Origin of the sequence: Cognatiluteimonas telluris (assembly GCF_011320095.1) — a bacterium.
In the GTDB taxonomy this organism is placed as follows: Bacteria; Pseudomonadota; Gammaproteobacteria; order Xanthomonadales; family Xanthomonadaceae; genus Cognatiluteimonas; species Cognatiluteimonas telluris.
Genome location: NZ_JAANOY010000007.1, coordinates 42883 through 69380 on the forward strand (window position 1 = coordinate 42883; position 26498 = coordinate 69380).

Below are 26498 nucleotides of genomic sequence, written 5' to 3' on the forward strand. Positions count from 1 at the left end.
GCGCAGATCACGGTGCCTTGCCTCCCGCCGCCAGATCGTCGTGCATCTTGTGCCGCAACTCCGAGAATTCATGCGGCCAGTAGCCCTGCCGGTCCAGGACCCACTGGTGCAGCGTGGGCATGTTGAAGCCGTGCGGACGTTGGCGGCGGTGCTGGATCCGGTCGTAGTGGTCGAGCAGCGCCAGGCCCTGGGCAGGATACCCGGCCGCCGCGAGCCACGCGGATTGCTGCGCGGCCGAAGCAGGCGTCGGCCAGGCATCCAGGGCCTGGCGGAACTGCCGCAGCGCAGCCGCCCCATCGCCTCGCGACAGTGCCACCCGGCCCAGGATCGCGTGGAGCTGTTGCGAGCGCCCGGGCGCCGCGGCCAGCCGCGGGTTCGCCAGCGCCGCGCGGGTCCATCGTTCGACCGTGGCGGGCGTCACGCCCGGGCAGCCATGGACCTGCGTCGCATCCAGTACCTGGCCCAGCCACCTGGCCATGAGCTGGTCGCCCTCGGTGGCATTGCGCAGGGCGGCGTCGACGGCGGAGATCGTTGCCGGCGTCGGCCCCTGCGCCTGGCAGGTCGCATTGAGGTAATTCAATGCAAGTTGCAGGTCGTAAGGCTTGCGTTGCCAGGGAGCGGAGAGGATGGCGATTGCCAGGTCGGGGCGAGCGGCATGGATGTCGAACAACGCCTGGGTCGCGATCGCGCGCGAAGAATCCGGCGTCGTCGCGGCCCACAGTCCGGCCATGCGCGGCTGGTCGGCCCACAGCGTGGTGCGCTGCCAGGTCGTGGCGGCGAGCAGCCCGAGGATGGCCAGGGCGACGCTGGCGCGCAGCGCGACCGGGACGCGCCAGCGCACGATCGCGCGCGCCAGTGGCCATCCCAGCAACATCGCCGGCAGGTAGTTGCGATGCTCGAAGTAAAGCTCCAGCGGGATCGTGGTGGATTCCAGCAGGTGGCCGGCGAAGAAGAACAACACCGCGGCCGCCAGTGCCGGCGCGCGCCGGCGCAGCGCGAACCCCGCCCCGACCAGGGCGATGATCGCCAGCATCGCCGGCAGCGTCGTCCATGGCCTGAGCAGGCCCGTGCTCCACGGGTAACCGTCGTTGTAGACGCCGGTGGAAAGTACGTGCGGCACGATCAGCACGCGCAGGTAGTCCAGCAGCACGCGCGGCTCGGTCAGCACGCGCTCGCCGATCGTCCAGGGGCGCATCGCCAGCGGTTGCGACCATTGCCCAAGCCTGGACAGCACGTAGCCGAAGAGCGCCAGTGCGGGCAGGACCAGCAACAGCCAGCGCAGGCGCCTGGCCAGCGGCGAGCCGGTGCGCTCGCGGTACACGGTCGCCTCCAGCGTCAGGGCCAGCAGCGGCAACAGCGCGCCATTAGCCTTGCAGAGCACCGCCAGGATCGTCCCCAGGACGATGCCACCGAGCATCCACGCGGTTCCCGCACGAGGCGCCTGCGCGACCAGCGAGCGGCCCCGGCTCCAGGCCAGCAATCCGAGCAGGACGAACGTGGTGGCAAGCACCGCCTCGCGCTGCACGACGTAGAGGGTGGTGGAGACGAACAGCGGATGCAGCGACCACGCCCCCGCGGCGAGAAGGGCCGCCAGATCGACCCGCCAACGCGTCGCAATCGCCGGCGATCCGGTCGGTTGGCCCTTGGCCGCCGGGATGGCGGCACCGGCGCCATTGCCGGGTGCGCGCAGCGCGGTGGCCCCACCGGCAGCCGCGCCATCGGCCGAGGCCAGGCGCCGGCCCAGCTGGCGCAGCAGCGCGTAAAGCACGGTCGCATTGGCCAGGTGCAACAGCACGTTGGTGCGCAGGAACGGGCGTGGATCGGCCGGCCAGTCCCGCGCATCGACCAGGAAACTCAGCAGGGCGAGGGGTCGCCCGGTCGGATCGGCACTGCCGGAGGTGATGTAGCGCCAGAAAGTCGCCCAGTCGTCGACGCGGCCACTCGCGCCGAGGGCGTCGAGGTTGGGGAAGTCGTCGAACAGGAAGCCCCCCGACAGGCCGGGCAGGTAGACCCACCAGGCGATGGCGAGCAGTCCGAGCAGCCCGAGCAGGGGCCAGCGGAAGCGAAGCGCATTGGGTGTCATTTGGCCACTCAAAAAAGAAAGGGCCGCGTTGCGGCCCCTTCCAGTCCAAGGTAGCTGGCGATCAGTCGCAGCTGCTCGGGACCCACTTCTGCGGGAGGGTGTTCTTCTTGCAGCGCCACTCGATGCTGCCCTCGTGGGTGATGGCCGAGAAGACCAGGATCGACGCAGCGGTGATCTTGGTGTTGGCCTTCGGGCCGCCATAGTAGGCGTAGATCTTGCCGTCGACGACGCCGACGTCGATCTTCGACACGTAGCTGCCCGAGATCGAGGTGTTGGTCGCCAGGCCCGCCGAGGCGTTGGTGTCCGGCCAGTGGCCGTTGTTCTGGTAGAACTCGGCCATCGCCGTCTTGACGCCGTCGGACAGCGCCGAACCTTCCGAGACCTGCGAGCGGATCACGTAGTCCTGGTACTGGCTGATGGCGATCGCCGCGAGGATCGCGATGATGGCCACCACGATCATCAGTTCGATCAGGGTGAAGCCTTTCTGGAGCTTTTTCATGGTGTATCCCCTAGGAGTGATTTGAACTTCACGTGCCGACGCGGCCGGCCTTCCGGATCCGTCGGTTGCCGTGCTTGATGGCACGTGCAGGAAATCATACGCACGTCGCGTGCCAATGCGGACAGGAAGGGATTCAGGATTGCCCGGTTTTCCAAAGTGGGCGGCCGGTTCCAGATACCGCAATTGAAGTGACGCGCCGCCTGCCAGGAATAGTCACAAAGTGACGATTTTAGTCAATTCAACCCCGGGACTCCGGCCAGCCGGTGGCTGCTACTGTCTGCGCATGAAGCCCGCCACCGCCCTTGCCTGCCTGATGGTGCTGGCCGGCTGTCATTCCCGCAGCGATCCAGGCCCCTTCCGCCTGGGAGCGGCCACGATCGAGCCCGTCCAGTCGAATCCATGGCGGGCGCTGCTCTATCGCAAGCCGGTGTTGTTGACCTTCGACGATGGTCCCCAGGACCTGGTGGCCGACCGGAGGATCCTGGCGGCACTCTCACGCCACCACGCGCGCGCGCTGTGGCTGGTCACGTGCAAGCGGCTGGACCCGGCGATGGATCCGCAGGCGTCGGAACATCGCGTCGCGCTGGAGGAAATCGTCGCCAGGGGACATCTGATCGGCAACCACGGTTACTCGCATCTGGACCTGCGCCGGCTGGAGCCAGGCGCGATGGCGCACGAAATCGTCGGGTGCTCGGACCTCATCGCGCAGCTCACCGGCCGCAGGCCGCGGTACTTCCGCCCGCCATTCGGCGCGCATTCGCCGGCGGTTGACCGGATGGTCGAAGCCGACGGCATGCAGCTGCTGCTATGGAGCGGAAACTCGTACGACAGCCTGCTGGCGGACTTCAAGCGGCATCCGCGCGCCTATGTCGATTACGTCCGCCTGCATCCGGGCATGGATGCCGCCTTGACCGCAACACCGGGCGACGTCCTGCTGTTCCACGACTATCCCAACACCGCGCTCGCCATCGATGGCTTCATGACGCGGCTGGAACGGCGGGACTTCCAGTTCGTGCTGCCCGACCATGGCGACGCCGCCGGCAACCAGGCGCGCTAGGCACCTGCGAAGGCGGGCGGGCCATCACTCGATCCCGAGCTTCTTGAGCTTGTAGCGCAGCGCACGGAAGGTGATCCCCAGCGCCGAGGCGGCGCGGGTCTTGTTGTAGCGGTTCTCGACCAGCGCCTGCTGGATCTGGGCGCGTTCGATTTCCTCGATGTACGACGGCAGCGCGCTGGTGGCGCTCTCGCGGGGATTCATCGTGCGTGGGTCGCGCGCGGCGAACGGCGTCGCGGGACGCTCGGCCTCGGCGGCACCAGTGGGCAGGCGCAGGTCGGCGACTTCGATCAGGTCGCCGTCGGCGAGTGCGAGCGCGCGTTCGAGGATGTTCTCCAGCTCGCGCACGTTGCCGGGGAAACGGTAGCCACGCAACGCGGCCAGCGCAGGCTCGCTCAGCGCCGGCGGATTGCGCTGCTGGGCGCTGGCCAGCCGCGCCAGGATGGTCTGGGCCAGGATCGGCAGGTCGTCGCCGCGCTCGCGCAGCGGCGGCACGCGCAACTCGATCACGTTGATCCGGTAATACAGGTCGTGGCGGAAACGGCCTTCGGCCACCTGCGCGGCGAGATCCTTGTGGGTGGCAGACAGGATGCGGACGTCGACCGGGATTTCGGCCGGCGCGCCGACCGGACGGATGGATTTTTCCTGGATCGCGCGCAGCAGCTTGACCTGCATCGGCAGCGGCAGCTCGGCGATCTCGTCCAGGAACAGCGTGCCGCCGTCGGCGGCCTGGAACAGCCCGGCCTTGTCGACCGTCGCGCCGGTGAAGCTGCCCTTCTTGTGGCCGAAGAACTCGCTTTCCATCAGTTCGGTGGGGATCGCGCCGCAGTTGACCGGCACGAACGGCCCGGCCGCGCGGCCGCCTTCGGCATGGATGGTTCTGGCGACCAGCTCCTTGCCGACGCCGGACTCGCCGGAGATCGAAATCGGCGCCTGGCTGCGGGCGACCTTGGCGATCGTTTCGCGCAGCGACTGCATGGCCGGGGAGTCGCCGCTCAGCCGGCCCAGGCCGGCATCGGCGCGGATCTTGCCCAGGCCATCGCGGCGGCGCTGGTTCAGGTCCAGGGCATGCTTGACCAGGTCGCGCACGACCGCCAGGTCCACCGGCTTGCTGACGAAGTCGAAGGCGCCGGCCTTGAGCGCCTCGACCGCGGCGTCGACGTTGCCGAAGGCGGTGATCATGGCCACCGGGGTGTCCGGGTGGTGGGCGGCGATCTCGGCGATGACGTCCAGGCCGGTGCCGTCGGGCAGGCGCATGTCGGTCAGGCACAGGTCGTAATGGCCCTGCGACAGCTGGGCCCGGGCCATCGCCACGGTCGCGGCGGTGTCGGTGCGCAGCCCCATCCGGCCCAGGGTCAGGACCAGCAGTTCTCGGATGTCGTGCTCGTCGTCGACGATCAGCACGCTGGGGGAAATGCCGCGAGGGTCGGTCATCCCCATACCTTAACGTGTGGGCGGGGCTGGCTCCAAGCCAAAAGTGACAAAATTTGTCATCAAGGCCGCAGCAGCGCGTGCGGTGCCGGCAGGATCACCCGGAAACAGCTTCCGCCGCCCGGCACCGGGACGTATTCCAGTGTGGCCTCATTGGCCATGCACAGCTCCCTGGCGATATACAGGCCCAGGCCGGTGCCATGCTCGGAGGTGGTGAAGAACGGGCGGAACAGGCGTGACGCCGCCCCTTCGGGGATGCCCGGCCCGCGGTCGACCACGTCCACCGTGGGACGGCCTTCGAGCACATGGACGTTCAGGGTGACCCGTGCCGGCTCGCCGGGCATGCGGCCGTAATTGAGTGCGTTCTGCAACAGCACGGTCAGCACCTGCTGCAGATGGCGCGGATCGGCCAGAGTGGCGATCGACGGTGTCGAGTGGATGACGCGGATCGACCCCGATTCGGGAGCCAGCATCAGCTTGAAATCATTGGTCACGCGCTGCACCCAATCGACCAGTTCCACGTGCTCGGCATTCGCGCGATCGCGGCGCGCGATGCCCAGGACGCTTTCGACGATGCCATTGGTGCGCTGGCACTGCTGGTGGATGATTTCCAGCATGCGGCGATCGCTTTCGGACAGGTCGGTCGATTCCTCCAGCAACTGCGTCGCGTAACTGATCGCCGCCAGGGGATTGCGGATCTCGTGGGCGAGGCTGGCGGAAAACCGGCCCAGCGTGGCGAGGGTCATCGATTCGGCGCGCCGCGACACCATCGACGTGTCGTCCAGGAACACCAGCGTCGCATCGCTGTTGGCCAGCAGCCTGGCGAAACGCGGCAGCACTTCGGCCTGGTCGGGGCCCAGGCGCAGCGGGATGTCATCGTGCAGGCCATCCTGCTGCCATTTGCGCAGGCGCCGCGCGAGGTCCGGGGCGGCGAGCAGCAGGTTGCGTTCGCCATCGCCGAACTCGCCCAGCAGCAGCAGGGCCGCTTCGTTGGCCAGGCGCAGGTGGCCTTCGCCGTCGACCACCACCACGCCGGTGCGCATGCGGCGGATGATCAGTTCGTTGATCTCGGCCAGGTCGTTGACCTCGGCCCCGCGCCGGTCCGCCAGCGCCTGGCTGGTGCGCATCTGCCGGCCCAGCAGGTAGGTGAACATCGCGATGGACAGGAACGTCACCGCGAACATCAGCCGTTCGGCCAGCGGGTGCGTGGCATCGCCGTCGACCACCGTGGCCCAGGCCAATTCACCGATGAGGGCACCCGCGGCGAAGATCGCGCCGCCCAGGCCGTAGCGCAGCGGCAGCAGCAGCGCCGCCGCGCCGATGTTGAACACCAGCATCAGCGCGATGCCGGTCGAGGCCAATGGCAAGGCGTGCATCGCCAGGGTGGCGGCGACGATGTCGATCGCGGTGCCGAGCATCACCTGCGCGCGCAGTGCGCGCCGGCGCTGCGCCCACAGCAGCAGCAGCACGCCGGCGATGAGATACAGGACGGTGATGCCCTCGGCCAGCGGCGCGTCCTTCGGCAACCCGACCAGCACCCCGACCGGGCTGAAAAGCATCAGTGCCAGCAGGGCGGATTCGAGCACCCGGTACAGGCTGAAGAAATACAGCTCGCGCCGCAGGGCATCGTCCGCGGACAGGGGTTCGGCGTGGCTCGCGGTGACGGGGGCTGTCGGCAAGCGTGCGTCGCAATCGGGGACCCGGCGAGTATAGGGGGCGTTTTGCCCCGGACCGGCGCATGGGCGACAATGGCGGTTCTCCGCGCCCCGGCCGCCCAGCGGCCCGGCTTCGACCGATGGCTTCCAGCCGGCGCGGACGACTCCTCCCCTCGCTGGTGACGAATGAACTTCCACGAATATCAGGCCAAGCAGCTGTTTGCCGACTACGGCATCGCGGTTCCCCCGGGGCGTGTCGCCCGTACGCCGGACGAAGCGGTCGAGGCGGCCAAGGCCATCGGCGGCGACGCCTGGATGGTCAAGGCGCAGATCCATGCCGGTGGCCGCGGCAAGGCCGGTGGCGTCAAGTACTGCAAGACCACCGCCGAGGTGAAGCAGGCCGCCGCCGGCATGCTCGGCACCAAGATGGAAACCTACCAGTCCGCCGGTGTCGCCCTGCCGGTCGACTGCGTGCTGGTCGCGCAGGCCACCGACATCGCCAAGGAGCTGTACCTGTCGGTGCTGGTCGACCGCTCCAGCAAGTCGCTGACCTTCATCGCGTCTGCCGAAGGCGGTGTGGAAATCGAGCAGGTGGCGCACGAGAATCCGGACGCGATCAAGACGCTCAACGTGAACTTCGTGCAGGGCCTGCAGCCCTACCAGTGCCGTGAGCTCGGGTTCGCGCTGGGTTTGAATGCGAAACAGGTCGGCCAGCTGACGAAGATCATGCTGGGGCTGTTCCGCCTGTTCAACGAGAAGGACCTGGCGCTGGTCGAGCTCAACCCGCTGGCGATCCTCACCGACGGCAACCTCGCGGTGCTCGACGGCAAGATCAATTCCGACGACAACGCGACCTTCCGGCATGCGGACCTTGCCGCGATGCGCGACATCCGCCAGGAGGATCCGACGGAAGTCCTCGCCAGCCAGCACGACCTCAACTACGTGACCATGGACGGCAACATCGGCTGCATGGTCAACGGTGCCGGGCTTGCGATGGCGACGATGGACGTGATCGCGCTGGAAGGCGGCTCGCCTGCGAACTTCCTCGACGTCGGCGGCGGCGCCACCAAGGCGCGCGTGACCGAAGCCTTCAAGCTGATCCTGTCCAGCGACAAGGTGCGCGCGATCTTCGTCAACATCTTCGGCGGCATCGTCCGCTGCGACATGATCGCCGAGGGCATCATCGCCGCGGTCAAGGAAGTGGACGTCAAGGTCCCGGTGATCGTGCGCCTGGAAGGCACCAACGTCGACGAGGGCAAGGCGCTGCTCAAGTCCAGCGGCCTTGCGATCACGCCGGCCGACAACATCAACGACGGCGCCAAAAAGGCAGTTGCGGCGGCGAAGGCGGCCTGATCTTTTCATTTGATTCCCTTCTCCCGCGCGCGGGAGAAGGTGCCCGCAGGGCGGATGACGGCGCTTTTCAAAAGCGGCCCTCACCCCAACCCTCTCCCGCAAGCGGGAGAGGGGCTGAAGCAAAAACACCAAGGATCCGAATTACATGAGCGTTCTGGTCAACAAGAACACCAAGGTCATCGTGCAGGGTTTCACCGGCACGCAGGGCAGCTTCCACGCCGAGCAGATGCTCGACTACGGCACCAAGGTCGTCGGCGGCGTGACGCCGGGCAAGGGCGGTACCGAGCACCTCGGCCTGCCGGTGTTCAACACCGTCGCCGATGCGGTCGCCGAGACCGGCGCCAATGCGTCCGTCATCTACGTGCCGCCGCCGTTCGCGGCCGACGCGATCCTGGAAGCGGCCGACGCCGGCATCCAGGTCATCGTCTGCATCACCGAAGGCATCCCGGTGCTGGACATGCTGCGGGTCAAGAACGCGCTCAAGGGCTACGAGAACGTCACCCTGATCGGCCCCAACTGCCCCGGCGTGATCACGCCCGGCGAGTGCAAGATCGGCATCATGCCCGGCCACATCCACATGCCGGGCAAGGTCGCGATCGTGTCGCGCTCGGGCACGCTGACCTATGAAGCGGTCAAGCAGACGACCGACGCGGGCCTGGGCCAGTCGACCGTCATCGGCATCGGCGGCGACCCGATCAACGGCATGAACTTCATCGACTGCCTGCGCCTGTTCCAGGACGATCCGCAGACCGAAGGCATCATCATGGTCGGCGAGATCGGCGGCAATGCCGAGGAAGACGCGGCCGAATTCATTGCCCAGCACGTCACCAAGCCGGTGGTCGGCTTCATCGCCGGCGCCAGCGCGCCCGCGGGCAAGCGCATGGGCCACGCCGGTGCGATCGCCTCGGGCGGGCAGGGCACGGCCGCGGGCAAGTTCGCCGCGATGGAAAAGGCCGGCATCACCACGGTGAAGTCGCCGGGCGACCTGGGCGCGGCGATCGCGAAGCGGCTGGCGAAGTAAGGCGGCATGCGAGGCGGGAGAAGCCACCTTCGGGTGGCTTCTTGGGTTTTGGCGGAGCCCTCACCCCCAACCCCTCTCCCGCGGACGGCAGGGGGCGCGCTCCTCGCTTGCGGCCCCCACCCCAACCCCTTTCCGGCGGGCGGGAGAGGGGCGTGGTTCTCCCTTGCGGCCCCCACCCCAACCCCTCTCCCGCGGACGGCAGGGGGCTGCTTGGGCACCGTCAGAACGGCCGCTCGACGTGCCCTGATTCAAGCCCTTCTCCCGCTTGCGGGAGAAGGTGCCCGCAGGGCGGATGAGGGCGCGCTTGATTACGCAGGGCACCGACTGCCAGCCTGCTTGAACCATCAAGATGGAGCGCACGGATGCGCACGGGCCAGAAAACGGGATTTGCACGCCAATTGCGACGTCGACAAACCGACGCCGAACGCAAGCTCTGGCATCAGCTGCGCAACGGGGCACTGATGGGGTGCAAATTTCGACGCCAGCATCCCGTCGGCCCGTATATCGTCGATTTCATCTGCGTGGAAGCCAGCTTGGTCATCGAGCTCGATGGCAGCCAACACCAGGGTTGCGGCGCCGATGCGGCGCGGACCTCCTTCCTGGAGCGCGAGGGCTACCGCGTGCTGCGATTCTGGAACAATGATGCCCTGATGCAGACTGATTCGGTCCTGGCGATCGTGTACGACGTCCTCTTCGCTACCACCGGTCCTCACCCCAACCCCTCTCCTGCGCGCGGGAGTGGGGCTTAACTGGCTCGCACCATGCCAAATTCGCTGCGCATTGCCCTGGCCCAGTTCGATTTCCCCGTCGGCGCGGTCGAGGCCAATGCCGACCGCATCATCGCCATGGCACTGCAGGCGCGCGACGAATTCGGGGCGCGGGTGGTGCTGTTTCCCGAACTCGCACTGTGCGGCTACCTGCCCGAGGACCTGCTGCTGCGTCCGGCGTTCCTGGCGCAGTGCGAGGCGGCGTTGCGGCGGGTGGCGGCGAGCGTCGAAGGCATCGTCGCCGTGGTCGGCTGGCCGCAGTCGGCGGGCGCGGTGGTCTACAACGCCGCCAGCGTGCTGCGCGACGGCGCGATCGCAACCACCTACCGCAAGCGCGAATTGCCCAACTACGCGGTGTTCGACGAGCGTCGTTACTTCGATGTCGATCCAGACGGCGGCCCGTGCTGGTTCGATGTCGACGATGTCCGCGTCGGCCTGCTCATCTGCGAGGACCTGTGGTTCCCCGAGCCGCTCGCGCAGACGGTCGCCGGCGGCGCGCAGCTGGTGCTGGTGCCCAACGCTTCGCCGTTCGAGCGCGACAAGCACGCGCAACGCGACGCCTTGATCGCCCAGCGCGTGGGCGAAACCGCGGTCGAAGGCCGTGGCGTCGGGCTGGCCTACCTCAATGTCGTCGGCGGGCAGGATTCGCTGGTGTTCGACGGCGCCTCGGTGCTCGCCGATGGCGACGGCGTCGTGCATCCGGCCGCGGTCGCGTTCAGCGATCAATGGCTGGTGGCCGACTTCGACCCCGCCGCGCGGGCATTCACCGCGGTGCAGTGGACGAGCGAGGCCGACGAAAGTCGCGATGCGCTCGCCTGGCGCGCGGTGGTGCGCGGCACCCGCGACTACTGCCGCAAGAACGGTTTCGAGAAGGCGTGGCTGGGGCTGTCCGGTGGCATCGACTCGGCCCTGGTGCTGGCGATCGCGGTCGATGCGCTGGGCGCGGACAACGTCACCGCGGTGCGCATGCCGTCGCGCTACACCGCCGAGCTGTCCAACGACCTGGCGGCCGAGCAATGCCGAGTGCAGGGCGTGCGGCTGTTGTCGTTGCCGATCGAAAAACCGTTCCAGGGCTACCTGGACGCGCTCGCGTCCACGTTCGAAGGCATGGCGGCCGACACCACCGAGGAAAACCTGCAGTCGCGCACCCGCGGCGCGCTGCTGATGGCGCTGTCCAACAAGTTCGGGGGGCTGCTGCTGACCACCGGCAACAAGAGCGAATACGCCGTCGGCTACGCCACGATCTACGGCGACATGTGCGGCGGCTATGCGCCGCTGAAGGACCTGTACAAGACCGAGGTGTTCGCGCTGGCGCGCTGGCGCAACACGGTCGGCGAGGCGGGTTGGGTGCTGCCGCCGGCGGTCATCGACAGGCCACCCTCCGCCGAACTGCGCGGGAACCAGCGCGACGAGGATTCGCTGCCGCCTTACGACGTGCTCGACGCGATCCTGCTGCGGCATGTCGACCAGGAGCAGTCGCGCGAGGAGATCGTCGCGGCCGGGTTCGATCCGGACACCGTCGACAGGGTCCTGCACCTCGTCCGGATCAGCGAATGGAAACGCCACCAGGCGGCCCCCGGGCCCAAGGTCTCGCGGCGCGCGTTCGGGCGCGAGCGGCGTTATCCGATCAGCAGCGGCTGGCGCGGCTAGCGCGCACAGATCGCAAGCGGGATTCCCTGGCGCGCGGCGGCGCGCTGGACAGGCCAGGCAACCGGGTCACTGCCCGGCGCGGTGCGGATCAGCGCATGGAAACGCCACCAGGCGGCGCCCGGACCCAAGGTCTCGCGGCGCGCCTCCGGCCGCGAGCAGCGAGATCGGATCAGCAGCGGCTGGAAACAAGACCCTCCGGACGAAAAAAGCCGCCCGCGGGCGGCTTTCCACGACCAGCCGCGAATCTCAATGGTTGGGCTGGGTCTTTTCGGTCGCGAACGGATTGAGCGTGCGCAGCTTGGACGGATAGTTTGGCCAGTCGCCCTGCAGCCACGGATGGCTGGGATCGTTCAGCTGCAACACGCGCTTGGCGTCGGCCGCCAGCGTGGTGTTGCCCATGCGCGTGTACGCCTCCGCCAGGACCGCCACGGCGTCGTTCTGGGAGGCCGTCTGCGGATAGGTTTCCAGCAGGTACTTGGCCCGGCCGACGGCAGCGACGTAGGCGCCGCGACGCAGGTAATAGAGGGCGGTGTCCAGCTCATGGCGCGCGAAGACATCGCGCAGCGCCGCCATCCGCGTCCGCGCGTCGGCGGCGTAGCGGCTGTTCGGGTAGTGCTCGACGACGGTCTTGAAGTCGTTGTAGGCCTGCAGTGGCGTGGCCAGGTCGCGCCGGCTCGGGTCGAGCGACCAGACCTTCTGCAGGAAGATCGTGTCGCGGTTGGAATCGACCAGGCCCCGCAGGTAATACATGTAGACCGTATTGCGATTGGTCGGGTAGGTACGGATGAAGCGATCGATGGTGGAGATCGCGTCCTCGTTCAGGCCCGCCTTGTATTGCGCGTAGGCGGTCTCCATCAGCGCCTGCTCGGTGTACGGACCGTAGGGGTACTGCGCGACCAGGCGCTTGAATACCGTGACCGCGCCGTCCCAGTTGCCGTTGGCCATCTGCTGGTGTGCCTTGGTGTACAGCTCCTCCACCGGCACGCCTTCGTTGGCGTTCTTGTCCTTCTTGAACAGGTGGCGCATTCCGGAGCAGCCGGACAGGGCGAACATCGCCAGCAGGACCGCCAGGAGCAGCATGCGGGGCGAAACACGGGAGCGAAGGGTCATGGGGCTGCGACGAAGGCGCCAGGGGCACGAAGCGCGGATAATAACAGTCCGGGGCAGCCGCCCGGGCCCGCTTCCTTAACCCTGCCGAGCCGCCGAGACCATGCCACCGCTTTCCGACGGCGCCGCCCAGACCCTGACCGCGCGCGTGCCAGACACCGCCGCCGGGCGCCGTTTCGATGCGGTGATCGCGGAACTTTTCCCCGACTTCTCGCGCTCGCGGCTGAGCACCTGGATCAAGTCCGGCGACGCCCTGCTCGACGGCCAGACGGTGCGCGGGCGCGACCCGGTGCGCGGCGGGGAAACGGTGTCGCTGACGGTCGTGCTCGACACCCAGACCCAGGCCGAGGCCGAGGACATCGCGCTGGACGTGGTGTACGAGGACGACCAGGTCATCGTCATCGACAAGCCCGCCGGCCTGGTGGTGCACCCGGGCGCCGGCAACCCGACCGGCACGCTGGTCAACGCGCTGCTGCATCGCGATCCGTCGCTGGTGACGCTGCCGCGCGCGGGGATCGTGCATCGGCTGGACAAGGACACCTCCGGGGTCATGGTCGTCGCGCGCACGCTTCCGGCGCACACCGCGCTGGTGGCGCAGCTGTCGGCGCGCGGCGTGCACCGGCAATACCTCGCGGTGGTCGTCGGTGCGCTGGTGTCCGGCGGCACCGCGCACGCGGCGATCGATCGCCATCCACGCGACCGCATCCGCATGGCGGTGCGCGACGACGGCCGCGATGCCGTCACCCATTACCGCCTGAGCGAGCGCTTCCGCGCCCACACCGCGCTCGAATGCCGGCTGGAAACCGGACGCACCCACCAGATCCGCGTGCACATGGCGCACCTGAAGCATCCGATCGTCGGCGATCCGCTGTACGGCGGCGCGTTGAAGCTGCCGCGCGGCGCGACGCCGGATTTGATCGAGGCGTTGCGTGGATTCCGGCGCCAGGCCCTGCACGCGCAGACGCTGGAGTTCATCCATCCGGCCAGCGGCGAAGCGCTGCGTTGCACCGCGCCGGTGCCGGCCGACATGCAGCGCCTGCTGCAGGTGCTGCGCGAGGACGCCCGCGCCGCGCAGGCCGCCGCACGCTGATGCCCTGGCCGAAGCCGCCGGCGCCGGGGGTGTTCTGCGCCACGCCGTACCACTCGGCGATGCGCGCGATCCGCGCCAATGTTCGCGCGAGTTTGCTGCAGGCCGACTGGCCGGCGCCGCCCGGCGTGATCGCCTTCACCACCCTGCGTGGCCCGGCGGGGGATTCGCTGGCGCCGTTCGACCGCTTCAATCTCGGCCTGCGTAGCGGCGACGACGAAGCCGCGGTGCAGGCCAATCGCGAAATGCTCGAACGCGGCCTTGAATTGCCTTCGGCGCCGCGCTGGCTGCGGCAGGTGCACGGCACCGCGGTGGCGCTCGAGCCGCAGGACGACGAGCCGCAGGCCGATGCCGCGATCACGCGTACCCCTGGCACTGTGCTGGCGGTGCTGACGGCCGATTGCCTGCCGGTGGTACTGGCCGCCGCCGATGGCCGCGAAGTGGCCGTCGCCCATGCCGGCTGGCGCGGGCTTGCCGGTGGCGTGCTCGAAGCCACCATCGCGGCGATGCGCACGCCCGCCGATGCGCTGGTCGCCTGGCTGGGTCCGGCGGCCGGGCCGCAGGCGTACGAAATCGGCGCCGAGGTCCGCGATGCCTTCGTCGGCACCGACGCCGGCGCAGCCGGCGCCTTCGTCGCGACCCGCGAGGGCCATTGGCGGGCGGACCTGTACGCGCTCGCCCGCCGCCGGCTCGCGGCCGCCGGCGTGCACCGGGTGCACGGTGGCGGCCTGTGCACGATCAGCGATCCGGCGCGGTTCTATTCGCATCGTCGCGACCAGCGGACCGGGCGCATGGCGACCCTGGCCTGGCTCGGGGCCTGAACGGCCGCACCCGCGCTCTCCAACGCTAAAATAGTGACGGGGATCCAGTTTTCGGGGAGTCGGGCCGGTGTCGAAGTTCCATTTTCTCAAGCGCATGCTGCAGCGCCCCGCGGCGCCGGCCGAAGCCGCCGCCGTGCCGGCGGACCTCGTCCCGGCGACCACGGCCGCACCCGCCGAACGCCGCGCGGCAACGCGCCAGCACGCGCGCGAAGGCCTGCGGGTGCTGGTGATCGACGATTCGGCGACGATCATCGCGGTGCTCGGCAAGATGCTGCGGCAGAACAACTTCCTGGTCAGCGGCGCCGTCGATGCCGAAACCGGCATCGACCTGGCGCGCGCCGAACGCCCGGACCTGATCTACCTCGACATCGTGCTGCCGGGCATGAACGGCTTCGACGCCCTGCGCGTGCTGCGCCGCGACCCGGTCACGCGCCAGACGCCGATCATCATGATCAGCGGCAACGTGCAGGCGACCGAGCAGTTCTACGTACGCCGCATCGGTGCCGACGACTTCATGAAGAAACCCTTCGGCCGCGGTGAAGTCTTCACCCGCATCCAGCAGTTGGTCGAATCCGGCCGCCTGCCCGCGCGCGCCGCGCCGGCGGCGGAGCTCCTCAGCGACGATGGCAGCGTCGCGCCGGCCGATGGCGAGGAGGCGGCTGCCTGCGTCGCCGCGCACGCAACAGCGACACCGTCGGTGGCCTGACCGCGCGCGCACCGGACGCAACGCGCACCGGGCGCATCGCCTTGCACATCGCCGCCTGCCTGCACGACCAGGTGCGTACACATCGGTGCCGGCGCATTGCCGCTGGCGTGCGCATCCGCGCGCGCCTGCAGTCGAGCCGCGCGTGTTGCGGTGCAAAAGCAGCGCCCGCCATCGCCCGCTAGACTCGGTCCTGCGCCCCGGTCCGGAGCGCGCCTGCAGGCCATGCCGTGGGGATTCGCGCATGACCCGCCCTCTCCACTGCGTCCGCATGCGGACCGCCGGCGGCGACAGCGCCGCGACCACGCCACCCGAACCGGGAGATCCAATCATGAGCCATTGCCCTGCCACGCCTGGCCGCACCGCGGCGATCCTCTGCCTCGCGCTGCTGTTGGCCGCCTGCAGCCGTCCTGCGGACGACAGCACGTCGACCGAAGGCGCAGCCCGGGCGGCGACGCCACCGCCGATGGGCCAGGCGGGTGGGGGCCACGCAACCACGGCGACCGAGGCCGGTGCGCCCGGGGACGCACCAGGCGACGCCTCGTCGCCCGCATCCGGGGATGCGCCTGCGCTGCCGTCACCGCGCGATGGCGGGGACACGCAGGCCAGCGACGACTGGCCCGCGCTGCGCGATGTGCCCGCGGGCGTTCTCGCCTGGACGGTGGTCTACGACGGCACCGGGACGACGCGGACATCGGAATTGAAGGAGGTCGCCACCCTGCATCGCGAACTGCACGGCACGGCGCACATGAGCGGCGGCGCCGGCAACCCTGACGAAGCGCCACCCGCAACCCCCATGGACGGCATCAACGCGGCGATGCAGGCCTGCGGGGATGACATGGCCTGCCAGCAGGCCGCTGCAATGAAGGCGGTGGCGCTGGCGCGCAAGGACCCCGGTGCGCTGGAGCGCGGCATGCGTACCGCCATGACCGAAGCCCAGCGCGACACCACCTGGGGCGCGGCGTCCTGCAAGGCGACCGTGGTGGTCAACGACCGCGCGACGTGGAGTGGGATGACGCCGGGTGGTTACAACACCGGCGTCGGCACGCGCATCGGCAAACGCGCCATCGACGACTGCTCGGTCGACAGGCGCCCGAGCCTGGTGGCGGATGACAACAGCAGGACCTATACGCTGGCGCTGCCTGCCGTGGGCACGCGCGTCGATCGCACGCTCGGTGGGCGGCCCGATCCCGTGCCGAGCAACATCGAGCTGCCGGCGCTGCTGGTCCAGCACATCCGCTACGACCGGCTCGATCGCCCCCTGCGCGGGAGCATCACGCTGCATACCGGCAGCGACAGCGGCGTGTGGAGCGAAGGCTGGAAGGTGCCGCTGACCGAGAAGATCAGCTGGACCTTCACCCCCGAGGCGCACTGATCTGCAACCTGGTGATCGCCGCGGCGGCCGCCGCCAACGGCGCGCCGGCGTCGCGGCACCGCCTCAGCGCCGGAAGACCAGTTGTCCGCCCTCGGCATCGACGTGCACCACGTCGCCGTTGCCGAATTCGCCCGACAGGATCCGCGAGGCCAGGGGATTTTCCACTTGCGACTGGATGGCGCGCTTGAGCGGGCGCGCCCCGTACACCGGGTCGAAGCCGACATTGCCCAGCAATGTCAGCGCCTGGTCGCTGAGTTCAAGGCGGATGCCGCGCTCGCCCAGTCGGCGTTCCAGGCCCTGCAGCTGGATGAGCGCGATCTCGCGGATCTGCGCCTTGTCCAGCGGGTGGAACACGACGATGTCGTCGAGGCGGTTGATGAATTCCGGGCGGAAATGCGCCTGCACCACGCCCATCACCGAGGCCTTCATCTGCGTGTAGGCCTCGGGCGAGTCGTCGCCCGCCATGTCCTGGATCTGGTGCGAGCCGAGGTTGGACGTCATCACGATCACGGTGTTGCGGAAGTCGACCGTGCGGCCCTGTCCATCGGTGAGGCGGCCATCGTCGAGCACCTGCAACAGGATGTTGAACACGTCCTGGTGGGCCTTCTCGACCTCGTCGAGCAGGATCAGCGAATACGGCCGCCGGCGCACGGCCTCCGTCAGGTAGCCGCCTTCCTCGTAGCCGACATAGCCCGGCGGCGCGCCGATCAGGCGCGCGACCGCGTGCTTTTCCATGAACTCGCTCATGTCGATGCGGATCATCGCGTCGGTCGAATCGAACAGGAATTCCGCGAGCGCCTTGCACAACTCGGTCTTGCCCACGCCGGTCGGGCCGAGGAACAGGAACGAGCCCGACGGCCGGCCCGGATCGCTCAGGCCCGCGCGCGAACGCCGCACGGCGTCCGACACCGCCTTGATCGCCTCCTCCTGCCCGATCACGCGCGTGTGCAGCTGCGCTTCCATCTGCAGCAGCTTTTCGCGCTCGCCTTCGAGCATCTTGCTGACCGGGATGCCGGTCCAGCGCGAGACGACCTGCGCGATCTCCTCGGCGGTGACCTTGTCCTGCAGCAGGGTGAAGCCCTTGTGCTCGGCTTCCTGGGCGACGGCGAGCTGCTTTTCCAGCTCCGGGATGCGCCCGTACTGGATCTCGCTCATGCGCGCGTAATCCTGCCGGCGCTGCGCGGCTTCCAGCTCCAGTCGCGCCTGCTCGATCTGCTCCTTGACCTTCGTCGCGCCCTGCAGGGTGGCCTTCTCGGCTTTCCAGACTTCCTCCAGGTCGTTGAACTCGCGCTCGAGCGTGGCGATCTGCGCTTCGAGGTCGGCCAGGCGCTGCTTGGATTCGGCGTCCTTTTCCTTCTTCAACGCCTCGCGCTGGATCTTGAGCTGGATCAGCCGACGCTCCTTGCGATCCATCTCCTCGGGCTTGGAGTCGATCTCCATGCGGATGCGCGAGGCGGCCTCGTCCATCAGGTCGATGGCCTTGTCGGGCAGCTGGCGGTCGGGGATGTAGCGGTTGGACAGGGTCGCCGCGGCGACGATCGCCGGGTCGGTGATCTCCACCCCGTGGTGCACGGCGTAGCGCTCCTTGAGCCCGCGCAGGATCGCGATCGTGTCCTCGACCGAGGGCTCGCCGACGTAGACCTTCTGGAAGCGCCGCTCCAGGGCCGCGTCCTTCTCCACGTACTTGCGGTATTCGTCCAGCGTGGTCGCACCGATGCAGTGCAGCTCGCCGCGCGCGAGCGCCGGCTTGAGCATGTTGCCGGCGTCCATCGAGCCCTCGGCCTTGCCGGCGCCGACCATGGTGTGCAATTCGTCGATGAACAGGATGATCTGGCCTTCGTTCTTGGCCAGGTCGTTCAACACCGCCTTCAGCCGCTCCTCGAACTCGCCGCGGAACTTGGCGCCGGCGATCAGCGCGCCCATGTCCAGGCTCAGCACGCGCTTGCCCTTCAGGCCCTCGGGCACCTCGCCGTTGACGATGCGCTGGGCGAGGCCTTCGACGATCGCGGTCTTGCCCACGCCTGGTTCGCCGATCAGCACCGGATTGTTCTTGGTGCGCCGCTGCAGCACCTGGATAGTCCTGCGGATTTCCTCGTCGCGGCCGATCACCGGATCGAGCTTGCCCTGCTCCGAGCGCGCGGTGAGGTCGATGGTGTATTTCTCCAACGCCTGCCGCGCCTGCTCGGCGTTCTCGTCCTGCACCTTCTCGCCACCGCGCATGGCGTCGATGGCGGTTTCGAGTTTCTGTTTCGTTGCGCCCGCGGCCTTGAGCGCGCGCCCGGCATCGCCGTTGTCGTCCGCCGCCGCCAGCAGGAACAGCTCGCTGGCGATGAAGGCGTCGCCACGCTGCTGGGCCAGCTTGTCGGTGACGTTGAGCAGCCGCGCCAGGTCGTTGCCGACGCTGATGCTGCCTTCCTGGCCCGAGACTTTCGGCAGCTTGTCCAGGATCTCGCCCAGGCGCTCGCGCAGCACCGGGACGTTGACGCCGGCCTGGGCCAGCAGCGGGCGGGTGCCGCCGCCGGGCTGGTCGAGCAGGGCGACCAGCAGGTGGGCCGGCTCGATCAGGTTGTGGTCGCGCCCGACCGCGAGCGATTGCGCGTCGGCAAGCGCCTGCTGGAAGCGGGACGTCAGTTTTTCCATGCGCATGGGTGGCTCCTTGGAGGCAAGCGTGCGGCCCGGGCCGCGGCGGCGATGTGAGAAACGTGGGGGTGCCGTGGCCGCCTTCAACCGTTGCGGCGCGTTGTTGCTGGTGGCGGCGGGGCGGCGGCGATAGACTCCCGCCGCGGAATTTGCGCTGGATTTGCGGGTTGAGGGCCGGGGGGCTGGCATGAGTGTGGTGGGATCGCGGGCGGGCCAATGGCCGCTCCGGCACGCGGCGTGGGCCGTGTTCAATGCGTTGCAACTGGTGTTCACGCTGGCATGGACCGCGGGTTGGATCTGCCTGGCGCTGCTGGTGCGCCTGCTCGGCGCGCGGCGGCTGCCGCTGCGGATGGCGGCGCGCTGCTGGGCGCCGGGGCTGCTTGGCGGTGCCGGGGCGCGGTTGGACGTCGCCGGCCTGGAGGGCGTCGACTGGAGCCGGCCGCTGGTGCTGGTGGCCAACCACCAGTCGGTGATCGATGCCTGCGCGTTGTTCCGGGTGGTGCCGACGCCGCTGCGCTTCGTGCTCAAGCAGGAAATGACCCGGATGCCGTTCGTGGGCTGGTATGCCCGGTGCATGGGGATGGTCTTCATCGAGCGCGGCAGCGCGCGCAGCTCGCCCCAGCGCCTGCGCGAAGCGGTGGAGCTGGTGCGTGGCGGCGCGCAGCTGTGCGCATTCCCGGAAGGCACGCGCAGCCGCGACGGCAGCGTCGGTCCGTTCAAGGGCGGCGTGTTGCAGGTGGCGATCGCGGCGGGCGTGCCGGTGGTGCCGGTGGCGATCAGCGGCAGCGGCGCGGTATTGCCCAGCGCGGGCTTCCGGGTGCGCCCGGGGACGATCCGGCTGCGCTTCGGGACCCCGATCGCAACCACCGGGCTGCAGGTCGAGGACCGCAACCGGCTCGCACGCCAGGCGCGCGAGGCGGTGATCGACCTGCTGCATCCGGCGCCGGGCCGCTGAGCCGGGGCGCGCTTGCCTGCACGGCGCGGAGGGGCCGATGGCTGCCGGCCCGCGCGTGTGAACCTTTCGCTAACGCGCCGATGATGACAATGCGCGGATGCCAGCCCGCAGCGACGACCTGCGCAGGCCGCGCCCGCCGACGCCCGCCGATGACTGGGCGCTGTTCCTCGACGTCGACGGCTGCCTGCTCGATTTTGCCGACACGCCCGACACGGTGATCGTGCCGCCGACGTTGCGGGCGACGCTGGATGCCGTCTCGCAACGCCTGGACGGCGCCGTCGCACTGGTCAGCGGGCGCTCGCTGGCCAGCATCGATGCCCTGTTCGCGCCGTTGCAGCTGTCGGCGTCTGGCCTGCATGGCACCGAACACCGCAGCCAGGCCCGGCATGTCGCCGCGCCGGCCATCCCGCCAGCGCTGCATGCGATCCGCGAGGAAGCGGGGCAGGTCGTGCGCGCCTGGCCCGGCGCGCTGGTCGAGGACAAGGGGCCGGCGCTGGCGCTGCATTGGCGCGTCGCGCCGCAGGCGGGCGAGGCGCTGCGCAATTTCGCCGAAGTGGCCTTGCCGCGCTTGCCGGGCTATTGCCTGCAGCACGGCGACAGCGTGGTCGAATTGCGGCCGGCCGCCAGCGACAAGGGCGGCGCCATCCTGGCGTTGATGGACGAGCCACCGTTCCGCGGCCGGGTGCCGGTGTTCCTCGGCGATGACCTGACCGACGAGAGCGGCTTTGCCATCGTCAATGCGCATCATGGCGTGAGCGTGCTGGTCGGCGCGCGCGAACCCAGCGCCGCGCATTACGGCCTGCGCGATCCCGGCGCGGTGCGCGACTGGCTGGCCGCGCTGGCCTGAGGACGGACAAAGGATGACAACGATGACGCAGGATGCTTCCACGGCCGCGGCCAACCTCGACCTGGGCCTGGTCGGCAACGGCAGTTTCGGCGCGCTGATCGATGCGCGCGGGCGCGTGGTGTGGGCCTGCGTGCCGACCTTCGACGGCGATCCCGCGTTCTGCGCGCTGCTGCAGCCGCAGGCCGAAGGCGGCGACTGGACGATCGAGCTGGAGGACTTCGACCACGCCGAGCAGTTCTACCTCGACAACACCGCGGTCCTGCGCACGGTGCTGCACGACCGCCATGGCGGTGCCGTCGAGCTGACCGATTTCGCGCCGCGCTGGCGCCGCAACGGGCGCTTCTACCGGCCGGTGATGCTGGTGCGACGCGTGCGCCTGCTGGCCGGCAGCCCGCGCATCCGCGTGCGCCTGCGTCCGCTCACCGACTGGGGCGCGCAGGTGCCCGAGCGCAGCTGGGGCAGCAATCACATGCGCTTCCTGCTGACCGGGATGACCTGGCGGTTGACCTGCGACGCGCCGCTGCGGCTGGTGCGCGATGCGCTGCCATTCCTGCTGGAGAACGACCTGCACTTCGTGCTCGGCCCGGATGAAACCCTGACCCAGCCGATCGAAGCCTTCGTGCGCGACGCCGAGCGCGAGACCATCCATTACTGGCGCGAGTGGGTGCGCTACCTGTCGATCCCGCTGGAGTGGCAGGACGCCGTGATCCGCAGCGCGATCACGCTCAAGCTGTGCCAGTACGAGGACACCGGCGCGATCGTGGCGGCGATGACCACCTCGATCCCGGAAGCGCCGCACACGCCGCGCAACTGGGATTACCGCTACTGCTGGCTGCGCGATTCGGCGTTCGTGGTGCGCGCGCTCAACCGCCTGGGCGCGACCCGCAGCATGGAGGAATACATCAGTTACATCGCCAACCTGGTCGCCGGCGAGGACCGCGCGCTGCAGCCGGTCTACGGGATCGGCTTCGAGACCACGCTGGCCGAGGACGAGGTGGCGAGCCTGGCCGGCTATCGCGGCATGGGCCCGGTGCGGCGCGGCAACCTGGCCTGGTTGCAGCAGCAGCACGACGTCTACGGCAGCGTGGTGCTGGCGTCGGCGCAGCTGTTCTTCGACCAGCGCCTGGAGCACCGCGGCGACATCGCGATGTTCCGGCGCCTGGAACCGCTGGGCGTGCGCGCGTTCGCGCTGCACGACCAGCCCGATGCGGGGCTGTGGGAATTCCGCGGGCGCGCGCACGTGCACACCTATTCGAGCGTGATGTGCTGGGCCGCGTGCGACCGGCTGTCGCGCATCGCCGGGCGCTTCGCGCTGGCCGACCGCGTGCTGTACTGGCGCGAGCGCGCAGACATCATCCGCGAGCGCGTGTTGCGCGAAGCCTGGAATGCCGAGCGCGGCCACTTCGCCGACGCCTTCGGCGGCGAACGCCTGGATGCGAGCCTGCTGCTGCTCGCCGACCTGGGGTTCGTCGACGCGATGGATCCGCGGTTCGTCGCCACGGTCGAGGCCATCGGCCGCGACCTGCGCCGCGGCGATGCGCTGTTCCGCTACATCGCCGCCGACGACTTCGGCCATCCGGAAACCAGCTTCACCATCTGCACGTTCTGGTACATCGATGCGCTGGCCGCGATCGGTCGCATGGACGAGGCGCGCGGGATGTTCGAGCGGCTGCTGGCGCGGCGCAATCCGCTGGGCCTGCTGTCCGAGGACCTGGCCTTCGACGATGGCGAAGCCTGGGGGAACTTCCCGCAGACGTATTCGCACGTGGGGCTGATCAACGCCGCGATGCGACTGAGCCGTCCCTGGCAGGACGCGACGTGAGCCGACTGGTCGTCGTCTCCAATCGCGTCCCGCTGCCTTCAGCCAGGAGCCGCGCCGGCGGGCTCACGGTGGCGCTGCATGCGGCCTTGTCCGAGCACGGCGGCCTGTGGTTCGGCTGGAGCGGGCGCCGCGTGCGTGGCGCCTCGGGCGAGGAGCACGTCGAGCGCGACGGCAACATCACCTATCGCACGATCGACCTGTCGTGGAGCGACTTCGAGGAGTACTACAACGGCTTCGCCAATCGCACCCTGTGGCCGCTGCTGCACTTCCGCATGGACCTGGTCGATTACAACCGCGAGACCTGGGACGGCTATCGGCGGGTGAACGCGCTGTTCGCCGAGCGCCTGGCGCGCGAGCTGCGCCCGGACGACATCGTCTGGGTGCACGACTACCATCTGATCCCGCTGGCGCAGGGCTTGCGCGAGCACGGCATCGACAACCGGATCGGGTTCTTCCTGCATGTGCCGATGCCGTCGTCGGACCTGCTGGCGGCCTTGCCGGCGCATCGCGAAGTCTTCGCCGCCTTGTCCTCGTACGACCTGGTCGGGTTCCAGACCGCGCGCGACCTGGAACGCTTCCAGGATTACGTGCGCCTGTTCGGTGGCGGCCGGGTCATCGGCCAGGGCCAGCTGGAGACGGCCGAAGGCCATCGCTTCCGTGCCGGCGCCTTCCCGATCAGCATCGACACCGGGAAGATCGCGCAGCAGGCCGCGGCCGCGGAAAGGAAACTCCCGGTGCAGAAGCTGCGCGACAGCCTGACCGGCCGCCAGCTGGCGATCGGCGTGGACCGGCTGGATTATTCCAAGGGCATGCCCGAGCGCTTCCGCGCGTTCGAACGGCACCTGGAGCGGCATCCGGAGCGGCGCGGGTTGCTGACGTTCCTGCAGATCGCGCCGCCCTCGCGCGGCGAGGTGCCCGAATACCAGGCGCTGCGGCAGGAGCTCGAAGGCGTGGCCGGACATATCAACGGACTGCATGCGGCCCCGGACTGGACGCCGCTGCGCTATGTCAACCGCAACTTTCCGCATGACGTGCTAACCGGGTTTTTCCGCCTGGCCGACGTAGGACTGGTCACGCCGCTGCGCGACGGGATGAACCTGGTGGCCAAGGAATTCGTCGCTTCGCAGGATGAAAACGATCCTGGCGTGCTGGTGCTCTCGCGCTTCGCCGGCGCCGCGAGCGAGCTGGGCGAGGCGCTGCAGGTCAATCCCTACGACCTGGACGGCGTGGCCGATGCCATCGCCCAGGCCTGCGTGATGCCGCTGGCCGAGCGCCGCGAGCGCTGGCACGCGATGATGGAGACGCTCAAGCGCCACGACATCGAAGCCTGGCGGCGAAGTTATCTCGGGGCGTTGGCGGCGGCCTAGTGCGGTTTTCCCTTCAATCTTTGGCCTGAACGCCGGAGTGCGCCGGGATCCACGCTTGCCGCTCCTACACGTGCGGCGACAGCCGGTCGCCGGCATTCCCTTGCGCGCGGCGGCGCGGCGGGTTGCACCGCGATACGACGGCTTCGGCGGCGCGTTAAAATCGGCGGATGATCTCCTTCCGTAATTTCGCCCTGCGTCGCGGCGAACGCCTGCTGCTGTCCGACGTCGACATGACCCTGCAGGCCGGCTGGCGGCTGGGGGTGGTGGGGCGCAACGGGACCGGCAAGTCGTCGCTGTTCGCCGCATTGATGGGCCAGCTGGAAGCCGACAGGGGCGACCTCGACCTGCCGGGCAAGGCGCGCATCGCCTCGGTGGCGCAGGAAACCCCGTCGTTGCCCGATCCGGCGATCGACTTCGTGCTGTCCGGCGACGCGGCCGTGCATGCGGCGATCCAGGCCGAAGCCAACGCCTTCGCCAACGAGGACTGGGAAGCCGTCGCGCAGGCCCACCACCGGCTGGAGGAACTCAACGGCTACGACGCGTCCGCGCGCGCCGGGCGCTTGCTGCACGGGCTGGGCTTCCCGGCCGAGACGCATGCCAAGCCGGTGTCCGACTTTTCCGGCGGCTGGCGCGTGCGCCTCAACGTCGCGCGGGCGCTGATGACGCCGTCGGACCTGCTGCTGCTCGACGAGCCCACCAACCACCTCGACCTCGACGCGGTGCTGTGGATGGAGCAGTGGCTGCTGCGCTATCCGGGCACGCTGCTGGTGATCTCGCACGATCGCGAGTTCCTCGACAACGTCACCACCCACACCCTGCACCTCAACGAAGGCAAGGCGAAGCTCTACACCGGCGACTACACCGCCTTCGAGCGCCAGCGCGCCGAGCAGCTGCGCCAGCAGCAGATCGCGCACGAGAAGGAGCAGGCCGAGCGCGCGCACCTGCAGTCGTTCATCGACCGCTTCAAGGCCAAGGCCAGCAAGGCCAAGCAGGCGCAGTCGCGGATGAAGCGCCTGGCCAAGCTCGCCGGCACCGAGGCCGTGCGCGCCGAGCGCTCGCTGCGGATCGAGTTCCCCGCGCCGCAGCGGCTGCCCAATTCGCTGATCCGCCTGAACCACGTGGATGCGGGATATGTGGTTGAACCCCTCTCCCGCGAGGGGGAGAGGGGCAGGGGTGAGGGCGCGGTACGCGACGCGCCCTCATCCGCCCCTGCGGGGCACCTTCTCCCGCAGGCGGGAGAAGGGAACATCAACACCATCCTGCACGACGTCAACTTCGGTCTGGAAGCCGGCGACCGCGTCGGCCTGCTGGGCCCCAATGGCGCCGGCAAGTCGACGCTGGTGAAGACGCTGGTCGGCGAGCTGCCGCTGCTGGCTGGCGAGCGCAACGCGCACCCGGACCTGCGCATCGGCTATTTCGCGCAGCACACGGTCGAGTCGCTGCATGCCGGACAGTCGGCGATCGACCACCTGCGCGACATCGCGCCGGACAGCCCGACGCAGGCCTTCCGCGATTTCCTCGGCAAGTGGAATTTCCCCGGCGACCGCGCGTTCGAGTCGATCGACGCTTTCTCCGGTGGCGAGCGCGCGCGGCTGGCGCTGGCGCTGATCGCCTGGCGGCAGCCGAACGTGCTGCTGCTCGACGAGCCCACCAACCACCTGGACCTGGACATGCGCGAGGCGCTGGCCGAAGCGCTGAGCGACTTCGATGGCGCGATCGTGATGGTCTCGCACGACCGCCACCTGATCGGCCTGGTCTGCGAAACCTTCTGGCGCGTGGCCGGCGGCAAGGTCGAAGCCTTCGACGGCGACCTGGACGAATACGCCGCGTGGTTGCGCTCGCGCCCGGGCAGTGAATCGGCGAAGGCGGACAAGCCCGACAAGCCCGACAAGCCGGCGAAATCCGCGCCGACGCCAGCCTCCGTGCCGGCAGCCAAGCCAGCCGCGCGCATCAACCCGCACAAACTGGCGAAAGCCGAAAGCCTGGTCGCCGATCTGGAAACGCGCCTGGCCGCCGTCACCGACGCGCTGGCCGATCCCGCGCTGTATGCCGACGGCGCCGCGCGGGCAGGCGAGCTGGGCAGGCAGCAGGCGCAATTGCGCACGCAGCTGGAAAGCGCCGAGCAGGCGCTGCTCGCGCTGTACGAGGCGAGTGCTGCATAAGAACCCGCGTGTCGGCACGTCTACCCGCCGTCCTCGCCGGGGCGGCTTCAGCCGCGAGCTCTTCGCCCGGTCGACGCGGCCCGGAAAAAGCTCGCGGCT

20 protein-coding genes are annotated in these 26498 nt (G+C 69.2%); 14 read left to right on the forward strand and 6 right to left on the reverse strand.

What is annotated here, in order from left to right; all coding sequences use genetic code 11:
• Positions 1-7: 7 nt before the first annotated feature.
• Both G7B67_RS13295 and G7B67_RS06140 read right to left on the reverse strand, forming a co-directional pair.
• The gene (locus G7B67_RS13295) at positions 8-2083 is read right to left on the reverse strand and encodes a tetratricopeptide repeat protein (protein WP_207780879.1); all 2076 of its coding nucleotides are present in this window, start codon (positions 2081-2083) and stop codon (positions 8-10) included.
• 61 nt (positions 2084-2144) lie between these two features.
• Positions 2145-2582, reverse strand: coding sequence for a pilin (locus tag G7B67_RS06140; protein WP_166209520.1), 438 nt, complete (start codon positions 2580-2582; stop codon positions 2145-2147).
• Between the two features lie 283 nt (positions 2583-2865).
• Here G7B67_RS06140 and G7B67_RS06145 point away from each other — a divergent pair, with 283 nt between their 5' ends.
• Positions 2866-3639, forward strand: a complete 774-nt coding sequence (locus G7B67_RS06145; protein ID WP_166209523.1) for a polysaccharide deacetylase family protein — start codon at positions 2866-2868, stop codon at positions 3637-3639.
• Between the two features lie 24 nt (positions 3640-3663).
• On the opposite strand, the gene G7B67_RS06150 is transcribed toward G7B67_RS06145, so the two are convergent.
• Together G7B67_RS06150 and G7B67_RS06155 are read right to left on the reverse strand one after the other, a co-directional pair.
• Entirely contained in the window at positions 3664-5076 is a 1413-nt protein-coding gene (locus G7B67_RS06150; RefSeq protein ID WP_425482415.1) for a sigma-54-dependent transcriptional regulator, read from the reverse strand.
• A gap of 53 nt (positions 5077-5129) precedes the next feature.
• Positions 5130-6746: a sensor histidine kinase gene (locus tag G7B67_RS06155; RefSeq protein WP_243412270.1), complete on the reverse strand. Its 1617-nt coding sequence runs from the start codon at positions 6744-6746 to the stop codon at positions 5130-5132.
• A gap of 162 nt (positions 6747-6908) precedes the next feature.
• On the opposite strand from G7B67_RS06155, the gene sucC reads away from it, so the two are divergent.
• The 4 genes from sucC to G7B67_RS06175 all read left to right on the forward strand — a co-directional run bounded on the left by sucC (position 6909) and on the right by G7B67_RS06175 (position 11513).
• The gene (sucC, locus tag G7B67_RS06160; RefSeq protein ID WP_166209529.1) at positions 6909-8075 is read left to right on the forward strand and encodes an ADP-forming succinate--CoA ligase subunit beta; all 1167 of its coding nucleotides are present in this window, start codon (positions 6909-6911) and stop codon (positions 8073-8075) included.
• A gap of 145 nt (positions 8076-8220) precedes the next feature.
• Positions 8221-9096, forward strand: coding sequence for a succinate--CoA ligase subunit alpha (gene sucD / locus G7B67_RS06165; RefSeq protein WP_166209532.1), 876 nt, complete (start codon positions 8221-8223; stop codon positions 9094-9096).
• A gap of 362 nt (positions 9097-9458) precedes the next feature.
• Entirely contained in the window at positions 9459-9845 is a 387-nt protein-coding gene (locus G7B67_RS06170; RefSeq protein WP_166209535.1) for an endonuclease domain-containing protein, read from the forward strand.
• A gap of 12 nt (positions 9846-9857) precedes the next feature.
• Positions 9858-11513, forward strand: coding sequence for an NAD+ synthase (locus tag G7B67_RS06175; protein WP_166209537.1), 1656 nt, complete (start codon positions 9858-9860; stop codon positions 11511-11513).
• Between the two features lie 246 nt (positions 11514-11759).
• On the opposite strand, the gene G7B67_RS06180 is transcribed toward G7B67_RS06175, so the two are convergent.
• The gene (locus tag G7B67_RS06180; protein ID WP_166209540.1) at positions 11760-12623 is read right to left on the reverse strand and encodes an outer membrane protein assembly factor BamD; all 864 of its coding nucleotides are present in this window, start codon (positions 12621-12623) and stop codon (positions 11760-11762) included.
• A gap of 100 nt (positions 12624-12723) precedes the next feature.
• Here G7B67_RS06180 and rluD point away from each other — a divergent pair, with 100 nt between their 5' ends.
• The 4 genes from rluD (at position 12724) to G7B67_RS06200 (ending at position 16606) form a co-directional block, all read left to right on the forward strand.
• Positions 12724-13710: a 23S rRNA pseudouridine(1911/1915/1917) synthase RluD gene (gene rluD, locus G7B67_RS06185; RefSeq protein ID WP_166209543.1), complete on the forward strand. Its 987-nt coding sequence runs from the start codon at positions 12724-12726 to the stop codon at positions 13708-13710.
• A 59-nt stretch (positions 13711-13769) separates the two neighbouring features.
• Positions 13770-14528 carry a peptidoglycan editing factor PgeF gene (gene pgeF / locus G7B67_RS06190; protein WP_166209633.1) on the forward strand — a complete coding sequence of 253 codons (759 nt, stop codon included), beginning with the start codon at positions 13770-13772 and terminating at the stop codon, positions 14526-14528.
• 67 nt (positions 14529-14595) lie between these two features.
• Positions 14596-15234 carry a response regulator gene (locus tag G7B67_RS06195; protein WP_243412271.1) on the forward strand — a complete coding sequence of 213 codons (639 nt, stop codon included), beginning with the start codon at positions 14596-14598 and terminating at the stop codon, positions 15232-15234.
• A 328-nt stretch (positions 15235-15562) separates the two neighbouring features.
• Positions 15563-16606, forward strand: a complete 1044-nt coding sequence (locus G7B67_RS06200; protein WP_166209546.1) for a hypothetical protein — start codon at positions 15563-15565, stop codon at positions 16604-16606.
• Between the two features lie 63 nt (positions 16607-16669).
• Here the strand turns inward: G7B67_RS06200 and clpB are convergent, their stop codons facing one another.
• Positions 16670-19252: an ATP-dependent chaperone ClpB gene (clpB, locus tag G7B67_RS06205; RefSeq protein ID WP_166209548.1), complete on the reverse strand. Its 2583-nt coding sequence runs from the start codon at positions 19250-19252 to the stop codon at positions 16670-16672.
• Between the two features lie 181 nt (positions 19253-19433).
• Here clpB and G7B67_RS06210 point away from each other — a divergent pair, with 181 nt between their 5' ends.
• From G7B67_RS06210 to G7B67_RS06230, 5 genes are all read left to right on the forward strand, one after another.
• Positions 19434-20201: a lysophospholipid acyltransferase family protein gene (locus G7B67_RS06210; RefSeq protein ID WP_166209551.1), complete on the forward strand. Its 768-nt coding sequence runs from the start codon at positions 19434-19436 to the stop codon at positions 20199-20201.
• 97 nt (positions 20202-20298) lie between these two features.
• Positions 20299-21048, forward strand: a complete 750-nt coding sequence (gene otsB / locus G7B67_RS06215) for a trehalose-phosphatase (RefSeq protein WP_166209554.1) — start codon at positions 20299-20301, stop codon at positions 21046-21048.
• 22 nt (positions 21049-21070) lie between these two features.
• Positions 21071-22870, forward strand: coding sequence for a glycoside hydrolase family 15 protein (locus tag G7B67_RS06220; RefSeq protein ID WP_166209557.1), 1800 nt, complete (start codon positions 21071-21073; stop codon positions 22868-22870).
• Entirely contained in the window at positions 22867-24237 is a 1371-nt protein-coding gene (otsA, locus tag G7B67_RS06225) for an alpha,alpha-trehalose-phosphate synthase (UDP-forming) (protein ID WP_166209560.1), read from the forward strand. Before G7B67_RS06220 ends, otsA begins: the two co-directional genes overlap by 4 nt.
• A 167-nt stretch (positions 24238-24404) precedes the next feature.
• Positions 24405-26399 (forward strand): ABC-F family ATP-binding cassette domain-containing protein, encoded by a 1995-nt coding sequence (locus G7B67_RS06230; protein WP_166209563.1) that lies wholly within the window; start codon positions 24405-24407, stop codon positions 26397-26399.
• Positions 26400-26498 lie beyond the last annotated feature (99 nt).